Source organism: Vibrio sp. 99-8-1 (assembly GCF_013114595.1).
Classification (GTDB): Bacteria; Pseudomonadota; Gammaproteobacteria; order Enterobacterales; family Vibrionaceae; genus Vibrio.
Genome location: NZ_VTXE01000012.1, coordinates 122206 through 136712 on the forward strand (window position 1 = coordinate 122206; position 14507 = coordinate 136712).

At 44.0% G+C, this 14507-nt stretch carries 10 protein-coding genes and 1 pseudogene; 1 reads left to right on the forward strand and 10 read right to left on the reverse strand.

Features of this window, described 5'->3' with window-relative positions; translation table 11 throughout:
• Window positions 1–253: 253 nt before the first annotated feature.
• Window positions 254–1042, reverse strand: coding sequence for an NAD(+) diphosphatase (gene nudC / locus F0227_RS08830; RefSeq protein ID WP_171752828.1), 789 nt, complete (start codon window positions 1040–1042; stop codon window positions 254–256).
• Between the two features lie 183 nt (window positions 1043–1225).
• On the opposite strand from nudC, the gene rsd reads away from it, so the two are divergent.
• Window positions 1226–1720, forward strand: coding sequence for a sigma D regulator (rsd, locus tag F0227_RS08835; RefSeq protein WP_171752840.1), 495 nt, complete (start codon window positions 1226–1228; stop codon window positions 1718–1720).
• 278 nt (window positions 1721–1998) lie between these two features.
• Here the strand turns inward: rsd and rpoC are convergent, their stop codons facing one another.
• From rpoC to tuf, 9 genes and pseudogenes are all read right to left on the reverse strand, one after another.
• Entirely contained in the window at window positions 1999–6201 is a 4203-nt protein-coding gene (rpoC, locus tag F0227_RS08840) for a DNA-directed RNA polymerase subunit beta' (protein ID WP_171752829.1), read from the reverse strand.
• A gap of 82 nt (window positions 6202–6283) precedes the next feature.
• Window positions 6284–10312 (reverse strand): DNA-directed RNA polymerase subunit beta, encoded by a 4029-nt coding sequence (rpoB, locus tag F0227_RS08845; protein ID WP_171752830.1) that lies wholly within the window; start codon window positions 10310–10312, stop codon window positions 6284–6286.
• A gap of 243 nt (window positions 10313–10555) precedes the next feature.
• Window positions 10556–10924: a 50S ribosomal protein L7/L12 gene (gene rplL, locus F0227_RS08850; protein ID WP_171752831.1), complete on the reverse strand. Its 369-nt coding sequence runs from the start codon at window positions 10922–10924 to the stop codon at window positions 10556–10558.
• Window positions 10925–10981: 57 nt separating this feature from the next.
• Complete coding sequence (gene rplJ / locus F0227_RS08855) at window positions 10982–11476, reverse strand: 50S ribosomal protein L10 (RefSeq protein WP_171752832.1); 495 nt, start codon at window positions 11474–11476, stop codon at window positions 10982–10984.
• Between the two features lie 311 nt (window positions 11477–11787).
• Entirely contained in the window at window positions 11788–12492 is a 705-nt protein-coding gene (rplA, locus tag F0227_RS08860) for a 50S ribosomal protein L1 (protein ID WP_171752833.1), read from the reverse strand.
• Between the two features lie 4 nt (window positions 12493–12496).
• The gene (rplK, locus tag F0227_RS08865) at window positions 12497–12925 is read right to left on the reverse strand and encodes a 50S ribosomal protein L11 (RefSeq protein WP_171752834.1); all 429 of its coding nucleotides are present in this window, start codon (window positions 12923–12925) and stop codon (window positions 12497–12499) included.
• Window positions 12926–13070: 145 nt separating this feature from the next.
• A complete protein-coding gene (gene nusG / locus F0227_RS08870) occupies window positions 13071–13619 on the reverse strand; it encodes a transcription termination/antitermination protein NusG (RefSeq protein ID WP_171752835.1) in 549 nt (182 codons plus the stop codon).
• A 12-nt stretch (window positions 13620–13631) separates the two neighbouring features.
• A complete protein-coding gene (gene secE / locus F0227_RS08875) occupies window positions 13632–14009 on the reverse strand; it encodes a preprotein translocase subunit SecE (protein WP_171752836.1) in 378 nt (125 codons plus the stop codon).
• A gap of 228 nt (window positions 14010–14237) precedes the next feature.
• A pseudogene (gene tuf / locus F0227_RS08880) lies at window positions 14238–14507 on the reverse strand (elongation factor Tu); the annotation flags it as partial.

Consider the following 14507-nt stretch of genomic DNA (forward strand, 5'->3'; position numbering starts at 1 on the left):
TTATCAAGTTTTTAATTAATAATATTTTTGCCATGAATAGTCTAGCTGTGCTACAAATTTGTCCGCTAGCGAAAACAATAATAAGTTGGGCCAATAGATGCCCGACCATCTCATAACGACATCTTACTTACCCCCTCCCTTACCGGAGGGTTTTTTTTGTCTTTTTTCTCGATTTTGATCTGCTGTTTATTGTTGTTGAAGCATCTTGAATACATCAGGCCAATCGTAACGTTGACAAAAATTAAGCTAGCTTCTACTCATCATTTTCCGTTATATCTGTAATTGTCTGTTCGATTAACGCTCTCGCTATTGTCCCCACGGGTGCGAGCTCTGGTAGCTCATCAATAGAAAACCAACGAGCATCAGATAGCTCACTATAATCCACTTTAATCTCACCTGCGCTATAGTCGGCTATGAATCCGACCATCATACTTGAAGGAAATGCCCATGGCTGGCTAGCAAAATAGCGAATATTTTTCACCTCAATGCCCGTCTCTTCTTTCACTTCTCTCGCCGCACATTGCTCTAATGTTTCTCCTACCTCCATAAAGCCGGCGATAACGGTATACATACTACTTTTGTGTCTTGCATGTTGGGCAAGCAATATCTGATTCTCTTTGCGAACTGCGATGATTGTGCACGGATAAATACGAGGATAATGAATGCTTCGACACTCTCCGCATTGCATGGCAATTTCTATATGGTTTAAGAAATTACGACCACCACAATGTGGACAAAAGCGCAGTGTTTGGGTCATGTGTCCGTATTGCACTGCTTTACTTGCTAGCAGAAATAGCGCCTGAGGCAGCAGGAGAAGCTCTCGCAGAGATGTTAGCTCTAGTTGTCGTTCTACATCACTTTCATTAATCCACATCACAGCGAGGTTATTATAGCTGCCTACGCATACTGCATTTTCTGCTGGCAGTTCTAATTCTGACGCAGTTCCAGTCGGCAATTCACCATTGATTGTCCAGATATCGCTGCCATTCACCACGATCCAGATTGCTGTTGTTATCTTGTTGTTGTCACTGTTTTTTAACATCCTTTGATCTCTTCACTTGAAGTTAATTACGTTTACTGGCAATCTAAAAACATACTAGAAACAGATAATACCCGAATTAATAAGGGTAACCTCTAGTAGTATAAAAAAACAATGTGTTAATTGGACTCCTGATTTTTCAGGAATTTTTGATTGCTAATAATTAGCAATCTGATCATGAGGGACATGGTCATGCTAAATAAATTCAAACAAGTACAGCAACAGTGGGGCGGGTCAAGTGAGGTAATTGATCATTGGCTTGATACTCGTCAAATTCTAATTGTAGAGTATTGTAAGCTTGCTTCACTAAATCCAAGTGTTGGGACAAAACCTGTCTGTAAACTGCCAGCGCCAAATGAGCTTCAGTCTTTCAGCCAACACCTTGTAGACTACATTTCTGAAGGTCACTTTAAGATCTACGAGATGGTGATGGATAAATGGAAGTCTACCGGCTTTTCTCCAACCGATGACATTAATAACACATACGGGCAAATCGTGTTAACTACCGATCCGCTGCTGAATTTTACAGATAAGTACGCCAGCGTTGACGCTAGTGACCCGTTAGAAGATTTTGATAATGATTTATCATTGATCGGTGAAATTATCGAAACACGCTTTGCAGTAGAAGACCAGTTAATACAATTGATTGCGGATAGTTTAGCGGTACCTCCGGGCGCATAACTGCACAATAGCAACATACCACTAGACCGTTGAATTTAGGGTCAGGCTTTTATAGGCCTGACCCTTTTTGTTTGGCAAATTTATTTACTTTTATCCGGCACTTTTATTCAGGACACACACCTTAGATACTGAGCTTTATTTCGTGCCTGTCCTCAAATCTTCTCCAAATCTTTCTCTCAAATCTTTAGGCGCCTGTCCCTGTTATAGGTCACTATCTGACAGGCACAAAAAAGGCACCTTTCGGTGCCTTTTTATTATCAATAACAATACGTTATGCTTTACTCTTCAGAAGAGAATCCAGCATTAAGTAGTGCTGCTAGGTTGTCAGTCGCTTGTTCTGCTGACGGGCCTTCTTGCTCTACTTCACGTTGTTTTTGACGATCTTGGTGGTATGCGAAACCTGTACCTGCTGGAATCAGACGACCAACAATTACGTTCTCTTTTAAGCCACGTAAGTCATCACGCTTACCAGAAACCGCAGCTTCTGTTAGTACGCGAGTTGTTTCCTGGAACGATGCCGCAGAAATAAATGACTCAGTTGCAAGAGACGCTTTAGTGATACCTAGTAGTTCACGTTCAAAGCGTGCAGGCTCTTTGCCTTCAGCTTCAAGTGCACGGTTAGCAATCTTAACTTGAGCGTACTCAACTTGCTCACCTGCAAGGAACTCAGAATCACCCGCAAACGTAATAGTACATTTACGAAGCATTTGACGAACGATAGTTTCAATGTGCTTATCGTTAATCTTAACGCCCTGTAGGCGGTAAACTTCTTGTACTTCATTTGCGATGTAAGACGTTACAGCACGGATACCACGTAAACGTAGAATGTCATGAGGAGTTTCAGGACCGTCGGCGATAACATCACCACGTTCAATCTTCTCACCTTCAAACACGTTCAGCTGGCGATGCTTAGGAATCATCTCTTCGTAATGCTCATTGCCTTCACGAGTGATGATTAAGCGACGCTTACCTTTTGTTTCTTTACCAAATGAAACTGTACCTGTGTGCTCAGCAAGAATTGCTGGCTCTTTTGGCTTACGAGCTTCAAATAGGTCAGCAACGCGAGGTAGACCACCAGTGATATCTTTGTTTCCGCCAGATTTCTGAGGGATACGAGCTAAGGTGTCACCGATACCTACTTCAGCACCATCTTCAATTTGAACGATCGCTTTGCCCGGCAGGAAGTAGTGAGCTGGCATATCAGTACCAGGAATCATTACATCTTTGCCTTTCGCATCAACAAGTTTGATAGCTGGACGCATATCTTTACCTGCAGATGGACGAGCTGCTGCATCGGTCACTTCACTTGAAGATAGACCCGTTAGATCATCCGTTTGACGTGAAACAGTTACACCATCAATCATATCTACAAATTGGATACGACCTGCCACTTCAGTGATGATTGGCATGGTGTGCGCTTCCCAGTTGGCAACTACGTCACCAGCGGTAACCGCTTCGTCATGTTTCTTACTCAACAATGAACCGTATGGTAGTTTGTGCTTCTCTTTAGTACGACCGAACTCATCAATGATGGTTAGTTCAGATGCACGAGAAGTGATCACAAGCTTGTTGTCTTTGTTGGTTACGAACTTAGCATTATGAAGTTTCACAGAACCTGTGTTCTTCACTTGGATGCTGTTCTCTGCCGCTGCCGTTGATGCTGCACCACCGATGTGGAACGTACGCATGGTAAGCTGTGTACCCGGTTCACCGATAGACTGAGCAGCAATAACACCCACTGCCTCACCTTGGTTCACTAGGTGACCACGTGCTAGGTCACGACCGTAACATTGTGCACAACAACCGAAGTCTGCATCACAGGTAACTACTGAGCGCACTTTCATGCTGTCTACAGAGTTTTCTTCCATGATTTGACACCACTTCTCATCAATCAGAGTATTACGTGGAATCAGTACTTCTTCAGTACCAGGCTTAAGTACGTCTTCAGCAACAACACGACCAAGAGCCAGCTCAGAAAGTGCAACTTTAACGTCACCACCTTCGATATGAGGCATCATGTCGATACCTTCATGCGTGCCACAGTCATGGTCATGAACAACAACGTCTTGAGCAACGTCAACTAAACGACGAGTCAGGTAACCTGAGTTCGCTGTTTTCAGTGCTGTATCCGCAAGACCCTTACGAGCACCGTGCGTTGAGATAAAGTACTGAAGTACGTTTAGACCTTCTTTAAAGTTTGCGGTGATAGGCGTTTCGATGATTGAACCATCTGGACGCGCCATCAGACCACGCATACCAGCAAGCTGACGAATCTGAGCAGCAGAACCACGAGCACCGGAGTCAGCCATCATATAGATGCTGTTGAATGACTCTTGTTGTTCGTCTTCGCCGTCACGGTTAACAACCGTTTCAGAAGATAAGTTATCCATCATCGCTTTCGCAACACGGTCGTTGGTAGACGCCCAGATATCGATAACTTTGTTATAACGTTCACCTGCAGTTACAAGACCAGATTGGAATTGTTCCTGAATTTCGCGAACTTCTTCTTCTGCTTCAGAAATCTCAGTGTATTTCGCCGCTGGTACAACCATATCGTCGATACCAACAGACACACCTGAAAGTGCTGCGTATGCAAAACCTGTGTACATGATTTGGTCAGCAAAGATTACTGTATCTTTAAGACCAAGCTTACGATATGCCTCGTTCAGAAGGGTAGAAATTTGCTTCTTACCAAGCTTCTGGTTCACTAGGCTAAATGGTAGGCCTGTTGGCACGATTTGCCAAAGCATTGCACGACCAACAGTGGTATCTACCATACCTGTTGATGTTGTGCGGTTACCATCTTCATCGACAACCGTTTCAGTGATACGAACCTTAACGCGAGCATGCAGCTCAGCAGATTTCGTACGGTATGCCTTCTCAGCCTCTTCAGGGCCAGCAAGGTACATACCTTCACCTTTCACGTTGATCTTATCGCGAGTCATGTAGTAAAGACCCAATACAACGTCCTGTGAAGGTACGATGATAGGATCACCTGATGCTGGAGACAAAATGTTGTTTGTCGACATCATCAGTGTACGTGCTTCTAATTGAGCTTCCAGAGTTAGAGGTACGTGTACCGCCATCTGGTCACCATCGAAGTCGGCGTTATAAGCGGCACACACAAGTGGGTGTAGCTGAATCGCTTTACCTTCGATTAGTACTGGTTCAAACGCTTGAATACCAAGACGGTGAAGTGTTGGTGCACGGTTTAGCAGTACTGGGTGTTCACGAATAACTTCGTCCAGGATATCCCAAACGATCGCTTCTTCGCGCTCTACCATTTTCTTCGCTGCTTTGATCGTCGTAGCCATGCCACGAGTTTCTAGTTTGCTGTAGATAAATGGTTTAAATAGCTCTAGTGCCATCTTCTTAGGAAGACCACACTGGTGCAGACGTAAATATGGACCTACTGTGATTACAGAACGGCCAGAATAGTCTACACGCTTACCTAGTAGGTTCTGACGGAAACGACCTTGTTTACCCTTGATCATATCAGCAAGAGATTTCAGAGGACGCTTGTTAGAACCTGTGATCGCACGACCACGACGACCGTTATCAAGAAGTGCATCAACAGACTCTTGCAACATACGCTTTTCGTTACGTACGATGATGTCCGGAGCTGCTAGCTCTAGTAGACGCTTCAAACGGTTGTTACGGTTAATCACACGACGGTATAGGTCATTCAGATCAGACGTAGCAAAACGACCGCCATCTAGTGGTACTAGAGGACGAAGATCTGGTGGTAGCACAGGAAGAACCGTTAAGATCATCCATTCTGGGTTGTTACCAGAAGTGATGAATGCTTCAACAAGTTTCAGGCGCTTAGTGATTTTCTTACGCTTAGTTTCTGAGTTAGTAGACTCAAGTTCTTCGCGCATTTGCTCTGTTTCTGCTTGTAGGTCCATAGTAGAAAGCAGATCTTTGATCGCTTCCGCACCCATTTTCGCAGTAAACTCATCACCCCACTCTTCCAGACGATCCAGATACTCTTCTTCTGTAAGCATCTGACCTTTTTCAAGGTCTGTCATGCCCGGCTCAGTCACTACGTACATTTCAAAGTAAAGTACGCGTTCGATATCACGCAGTGGGATATCCATTAGTAGACCGATACGAGACGGTAGCGATTTTAGGAACCAGATGTGTGCAACTGGTGAGGCAAGCTCGATGTGGCCCATACGGTCACGACGAACTTTAGTCTGTGTAACTTCAACGCCACACTTCTCACAGATAACACCACGGTGTTTTAGACGCTTATATTTTCCGCAAAGACACTCATAGTCTTTAACCGGACCAAATATACGCGCACAGAAAAGACCATCGCGTTCTGGTTTGAACGTACGATAGTTGATCGTTTCAGGTTTTTTAACTTCACCAAACGACCATGAACGAATCATGTCTGGAGAAGATAGACCGATTTTGATTGCATCAAATTCTTCGGTCTTATGCTGTGCTTTTAGAAAGTTTAATAAGTCTTTCACAATCAGCTCCTGTGAGGAGTTAAAAGGGACTCGCCACCTTATTTAGAATAGCGAGTACCTTTCTACAAATAATCCGTCAGGATTACTCTTCGTCTTCTAGCTCGATGTTGATACCTAGCGAGCGGATCTCTTTCAACAATACGTTGAAGGATTCTGGCATACCAGGTTCCATGCTATGGTTTCCGTCTACGATGTTCTTATACATCTTAGTACGACCATTCACGTCATCGGACTTAACTGTCAACATCTCTTGTAGAGTGTAAGCAGCACCATATGCTTCAAGTGCCCATACTTCCATCTCACCAAAACGCTGGCCACCGAACTGAGCTTTACCACCAAGTGGTTGCTGAGTTACTAGGCTGTAAGAACCTGTTGAACGTGCGTGCATCTTATCATCAACCAAGTGGTTCAGTTTCAGCATGTACATGTAACCTACGGTTACAGGACGCTCAAACTCATCACCTGTACGGCCATCAAACAGACGTAACTGACCAGATTCTGGTAAATCACCCAGTTTTAATAGCTCTTTAATTGACGATTCTGGAGCACCATCAAATACCGGCGTTGCGATTGGAAGACCGCCACGTAGGTTTTTGATCAATGTACGTACTTCATCGTCAGATAACGCAGCAATGTCAACACTCTGACGAGTATCGCCAAGATCATAAACCTTCTGTAAGAAATCACGGAACTTAGCAAGTTCTTGTTGTTCCTTAACCATTTGGTTGATCTTGTCACCGATGCCTTTCGCCGCTAGACCCATATGAACTTCAAGGATCTGACCGATGTTCATACGAGACGGTACACCCAGTGGGTTAAGTACGATGTCAACAGGCTGACCTTTTTCATCGTATGGCATGTCTTCAACAGGGTTAATCTTAGAGATTACACCCTTGTTACCGTGACGACCGGCCATCTTATCACCAGGTTGGATACGACGTTTAACCGCTAGATAAACTTTAACAATTTTCAGAACGCCAGGTGCAAGATCATCACCTTGTGTGATCTTACGGCGCTTACTATCAAACTTCTTATCGAAATCAGCTTTTAGCTCATCCCACTGCTCGGCAAGTTGCTCAAGCTGAGTTTGTAGTTCTTCATCATCAAGAGTTTGTTCTAACCATCTCTTACGACCAATAGTGTCTAGCTTCGCTTCAGAGAATCCACCTGCAACCAATACCGCTTTAACACGCGCAAGTAGACCACCTTCAAGAATTTCGAACTCTTCAGTAAGGTCTTTCTTCGCTTCTTTAAGCTGCATTTGTTCAATTTCTAGTGCACGCTTATCTTTTTCTACGCCATCACGAGTGAAGACTTGAACATCGATAATCGTACCTGAAACTGAGTTTGGCACACGTAGAGAGGTATCTTTAACGTCTGATGCTTTTTCACCGAAGATGGCACGTAGTAGCTTCTCTTCAGGAGTAAGTTGTGTTTCACCTTTAGGGGTTACTTTACCAACTAGGATGTCACCACCCTTCACTTCTGCACCGATGTAAACAATACCTGACTCATCCAATTTGGACAGAGCAGATTCACCTACGTTTGGAATATCCGCTGTGATCTCTTCGCTACCAAGCTTAGTATCACGAGCCACACAAGATAGTTCTTGAATGTGGATAGTTGTGAAACGGTCTTCCTGAACAACACGCTCAGAAACAAGGATTGAATCCTCAAAGTTATAACCATTCCATGGCATAAATGCCAAACGGATATTCTGACCAAGCGCCAATTCACCAAGGTCTGTTGAAGGACCATCAGCCAGTACATCACCTTTCGCGACAGGTTCGCCAGGTAGTACTGTTGGACGCTGGTTAATACAAGTATTCTGGTTAGAACGTGTGTACTTAGTTAGGTTATAGATGTCGATACCCGCTTCACCAGGTACTAACTCACTTTCATTTACCTTAACTACGATACGAGATGCGTCTACTGACTGCACCATACCGCCACGTTTAGCAACAGCTGTAACACCAGAGTCAACCGCTACATTACGTTCAATACCTGTACCAACTAAAGGCTTATCAGCTCTTAATGTTGGAACAGCCTGACGTTGCATGTTCGCACCCATCAAGGCACGGTTCGCATCATCGTGTTCTAGGAACGGGATAAGCGAAGCAGCGACAGATACAACCTGGTTGGTTGCAACGTCCATGTAGTTAACTTGATCACGTGGGTGTAGACCAGATTCACCTTTCTGACGAGCAGTAACCAACTCTTCTTCAAAAGAGTTATCACCGCTTAGTGCAGAGTTTGCCTGAGCAATAATGAACTGACCTTCTTCAATCGCTGATAAGTAATCAACTTCATCAGTCACAACGCCATCAACAACACGACGGTATGGCGTTTCTAGGAAACCATAATCGTTACAACGTGCAAACGCTGATAGTGAGTTAATTAGACCGATGTTTGGACCTTCAGGCGTTTCGATCGGACATAGACGACCGTAGTGAGTTACGTGAACGTCACGTACTTCAAAACCTGCGCGTTCACGAGTTAGACCACCTGGACCCAATGCAGAAATACGACGCTTGTGCGTTACTTCAGACAACGGGTTGTTCTGATCCATAAACTGTGAAAGCTGTGAAGAACCAAAGAATTCTTTAACAGCAGCAGAAATCGGCTTAGCATTGATAAGATCTTGAGGCATGATTGCATCAAGGTCGCCAAGGCTTAAACGCTCTTTAACTGCACGTTCAACACGTACTAAACCAACACGGAATTGGTTTTCAGCCATTTCACCTACGCTACGAATACGACGGTTACCAAGGTGGTCGATATCATCCACTTCACCGATGCCGTTACGAATAGCAATAAGCTTCTTCATTACTTCGACAATATCAGTTTCGTCAAGGATACCTTGCTCACCTGCATCATCGCGTCCGATAGAGCTGTTAAACTTCATACGACCAACAGTCGATAAGTCATAACGCTCAGGAGAGAAGAATAGGCTATCAAATAGCGCTTCTGCAGCTTCTTTTGTTGGTGGCTCACCAGGACGCATCATGCGGTAGATTTCAACTAACGCAGATAGACGGTCAACAGTGCTGTCAATACGTAATGTATCAGACATGAATGGACCGTGGTCTAGATCATTGGTGAACAGAACCTGTAGATTTTTGTGACCAGCTTGTGACAAGTTCGCTAGAGCTTCTAAGCTGATCTCTTGGTTCGCGCCTACGATGATTTCGCCAGTCTCTTCATTGATATAATCTTTTGAAGATACTTTTCCAACGATGTACTCAACCGGTACTTCGATGAACTCAACGCCATCTTTTTCTAGATTGCGGATATGACGAGCAGTAACGCGACGACCAGTCTCTACGTAAGTCTTACCATTTGCTTCAATATCAAAGTTCGCCGTCTCACCACGTAGGCGATCAGGAACCAACTCCATCATTAGAGTTTGGTCTTTCACTTCAAAGTTCACTTTTTCAAAGAAGATATCTAGGATCTCTTCTGTTGTTTTGCTAAGTGCACGAAGAATGATTGAAGCTGGCAGTTTACGACGACGGTCGATACGTACGTATAAATTATCCTTAGGATCGAACTCAAAGTCTAACCATGAGCCACGATAAGGGATAACACGTGCGTTATATAAAACTTTACCTGACGAGTGGGTTTTACCCTTATCGCTGTCGAAGAACACGCCTGGGCTTCGGTGCAGCTGGGATACGATAACCCTCTCAGTACCATTTATTACAAAGGTACCATTGTCAGTCATGAGTGGGATTTCACCCATGTAGACTTCTTGTTCTTTAATGTCTTTTACAGTACCTGCTGGTGCATCTCGATCATAAACAACTAAACGCAGTTTAACGCGCAGTGGTTTTGAATAAGTTACACCACGGATTTGACATTCTTTAACATCAAAAACTGGCTCGCCAAGACGATAGCTAACGTATTGCAGCTCAGAATTGCCATTATAGCTCTGGATAGGAAATACAGAACGAAATGCCGCTTCAAGACCGTATTGTCCTTCAGGATCCTGTTCGATAAATTTATCGAATGAATCGAGCTGGATCGATAGCAGGTATGGAATGTCCAAAACTTGTGGACGAGTACCAAAGTCCTTACGGATGCGCTTTTTCTCGGTATAAGAGTAAACCATGGGGTTCCTCAGCTCGCTGATAAGTGACCCAAACTATCCATTCATTTTCTTAAGAAAAGAGCGGGACAGTAACTAGCAACTGTTTACTGTAGACCCTATGTTTAATAGAAAAAACATAGCGGTTTTTTGCATAGATATTGACGCTTAAACAGCGGAAAATTCGTCAACACCCTACAGCGCAAAAAGGCCGGTGGTCATTAAACCACCAGCCATTAGCCTTTCGGCTAAGAAATTAAGTAATAATTACTTAACTTCAACAGAAGCACCAGCTTCTTCTAGTTGTGCTTTAAGAGTTTCTGCTTCTTCTTTAGAAACAGCTTCTTTAAGTGGTGCAGGTGCACCGTCAACTAGACCTTTAGCTTCTTTAAGACCTAGGCCTGTAGCAGCACGTACTGCTTTGATAACAGCAACTTTGTTACCGCCAACAGCAGTTAGAACTACGTCAAATTCAGTTTGCTCTTCTGCAGCGTCGCCGCCAGCAGCGCCGCCAGCAACAACAGCTGCTGCAGCAGTAACGCCGAATTTTTCTTCCATAGCTTCGATAAGCTCTACAACTTGCATTACAGACATTTCTGCAACTGCATCTAGGATTTGTTCGTTAGTAATAGACATAACAATTCTCTTTTAAGTCAACAATTAGTTTATTTTGCAATCGGGAAAAAGCAAGGCTTATGCCGCAGCTTCTTCTTTTTGATCGCGAACAGCAGCGATTGTACGTACCAGCTTGCCAGCTGAAGCTTCTTTCATGCACATCATTAGGCGTGCAATAGCTTCGTCGTAAGTTGGTAGTGTCGCCAATACTTCAGCGTCAGTAACCGCGCCTTCAAATGCAGCAGCTTTGATCTCAAAGTCTTTATTCTCTTTCGCGAAATCTTTAAAGATACGCGCAGCAGCACCAGGGTGCTCGTTAGAAAAAGCGATCAAAGTTGGACCTACGAATACGTCTTGTAGACATTCGTAGTCTGTGCCTTCCACAGCGCGACGTGCTAGTGTGTTGCGAACAACTCTCATGTAAACACCCGCTTCACGAGCTTGTTTACGTAGAGAAGTCATCGCGCCAACAGTAACGCCACGAGAGTCAGCTACAACTGCAGAAAGTGCATCACCGGCCGCTTCGTTGACTTCAGCAACAATTGCTTTTTTGTCTTGAAGGTTTAAAGCCATTTTGGATTTACTCCTGGTTGTTGTTACACCACTCAATACCTTTGAGGTAAAAGTAATGAGAGTTAATACAGTGCATTCCCAGAAGAAAGACAATCTATAAAAGTTTGGCTTTCTGTCAGTTCGGGCACCATCTACGTAGGTTTTATTAAGCTCCTTTATTCTTGCGAATATCAGAACGCCTACGGTCTTGGACGGAGACTAAGTTCACTAATTTTGTTTAAATCAAAAGCTAAAAACAAAATCTTGTGTCCACAGCCCCAACCACAATTAAATAGGCGCAAAATTATACACAAATTTCGCGCCTATGCAAATTAACTTGCTAGAGTGTTTAAGCTAGCCTGATCAACCGCAACACCAGCACCCATAGTTGTAGAGATGCTTACTTTCTTCAGGAAAGTACCTTTCGCTGAAGACGGCTTAGCTTTCTTAAGTGCCACTAGAAGAGCTTCTAAGTTCTCTTTTAGTTGGTCGCTTTCGAATGAAGCTTTACCGATTGTAGTGTGGATGATGCCGTTCTTGTCGTTACGGTAACGAACCTGACCTGCTTTAGCATTTTTAACTGCTTCAGCAACGTTAGGAGTTACAGTACCAACTTTCGGGTTAGGCATAAGGCCACGTGGACCTAGGATAGTACCTAGTTGACCAACAACGCGCATTGCATCAGGAGAAGCAACAACTACGTCGAAGTTCATTTCGCCTTTCTTAACTTGCTCAGCAAGATCTTCCATACCAACGATATCTGCGCCAGCTTCTTTAGCTGCTTCAGCGTTTGCACCTTGAGTGAACACTGCAACGCGGATTTCACGGCCAGTACCGTGAGGTAGCACAGTTGCGCCACGTACGTTTTGGTCAGATTTACGAGCGTCAATGCCAAGATTAACAGCTACGTCAACGCTTTCTACAAACTTAGCAGTTGCTAGTTCTTTTAGAAGAGCAACAGCTTCGTTGATTTCGTATTCTTTAGTTACGTCAACTTTTTCGCGGATTACGCGCATACGCTTAGTAAGTTTTGCCATGATCTTAACCCTCTACCACTAGGCCCATTGAACGAGCAGTACCCGCAATAGAACGTTTCATCGCTTCAACATCAGCGCCAGTCATGTCTGCAGCTTTAGCTTCTGCAATTTCTTGCAGTTGAGCGTCAGTTACAGTACCCACTTTTTCAGTGTTTGGACGACCAGAACCAGACTTGATACCTGCTGCTTTCTTAAGAAGAACTGCTGCTGGTGGAGTCTTAGTTTCGAATGTGAAAGAACGGTCGTTGTATACAGAGATAACAACTGGGATCGGTAGACCTTTCTCAACAGATTCTGTTTTTGCGTTAAACGCTTTACAGAATTCCATGATGTTCACACCATGTTGACCTAGAGCAGGACCAACCGGTGGACTTGGGTTTGCCATACCCGCTGCAACTTGCAGCTTGATATAAGCTTCAACTTTCTTAGCCATGATATTTCCTAAAGTTTGGGTTCAGACGCCAATCATTCGATCAGCTCCCCGGTATTGATAAATACTTCTTACCACAATAAGTGATAAAAAGGCGCGAAATTATAATCACATTTCGCGCCTTAAACAAGCTTATAGAGATGTTTTTTTAATCAAGTTTATCCACTTGACCAAATTCAAGCTCAACTGGTGTTGCTCGACCAAAGATCGATACAGACACTTTCAGGCGGCTTTTCTCATAATCGACTTCTTCAACTGTACCGTTAAAGTCAGCAAATGGTCCTTCATTAACACGTACCACTTCACCCGCTTCGTACATAGTACGTGGGCGAGGAGCTTCGCTCGCTTGCTCTAAGCGATTTAAGATAGCATCAGCTTCTTTATCAGTGATAGGCGCAGGACGGTCAGAGGTACCACCAATGAAGCCCATTACACGAGGAACACTACGAACAAGGTGCCATGATTCATCGTTCATCAACATCTGTACCAGAACATAGCCTGGGAAGAACTTGCGTTCACTCTTGCGGCGTTGACCTGCACGCATTTCTACAACTTCTTCGGTTGGAACAAGAACTTCACCGAAATAATCTTCCATCGCGTGCATTTTGATATGTTCACGTAGAGATTGAGCCACACGGCCTTCATAGCCAGAAAAGGCTTGAACCACATACCAACGTTTTTTTGGAGCTTCAGTCATGAATTAAAACCCTCACGCCCCAGTTACAAGAGATATTAGACGCACCATAATGCCGTCGATACCCCAAAGAACTAAAGCCATAACAATACATACTGCCAATACGATCAATGTTGTTTGCACGGTTTCTTGGCGTGTAGGCCAAACCACTTTACGAACCTCAATACGAGATTCTCGTGCAAAGATGATCGCTTCTTTACCTTTCGCTGTAGTAGCGGCAACACCGAGTGCAGCAGCAATTAATACCACAACACCTGCTACTCGAATAACAACAGACAATTCACCATACAGGTAATTACCCACAACAGCAGCGGCCAACAGAGCAAAAGCGACAATCCACTTAAAGATATCTGCTGTATTTGAGCTACTTGGAGTTTCAGCGTTTGCTTTCATAAAACCAACCTGTCACAAGTCTTAAATATAGACGACAACAACCCCGCTGTTGCAGGGCTCATTCTTAATACGCTAAAAAAACTGCGTACCGATAAGCCAAGATTATACACCTCGACCATGTAATTCTTTGCTTTTCAATGAGTTAGACACTTACGTGCATCTTCTCTTTTGTCTTGCGCAGAAAAAGGGCATCAAATGATGCCCTTTTTACTAGCGGTTCGTCAAATCTTATTCAAAGATTTTAGCAACAACACCAGCACCAACTGTACGGCCACCTTCACGGATTGCGAAGCGTAGACCTTCATCCATCGCGATTGGAGCGATTAGATCAACAGTCATTTGGATGTTATCACCAGGCATTACCATTTCTACGCCTTCAGGTAGCTCGATGTTACCTGTTACGTCAGTTGTACGGAAGTAGAACTGTGGACGGTAGCCTTTGAAGAATGGAGTGTGACGTCCACCTTCGTCTTTAGACAGAACGTATACTTCTGACTC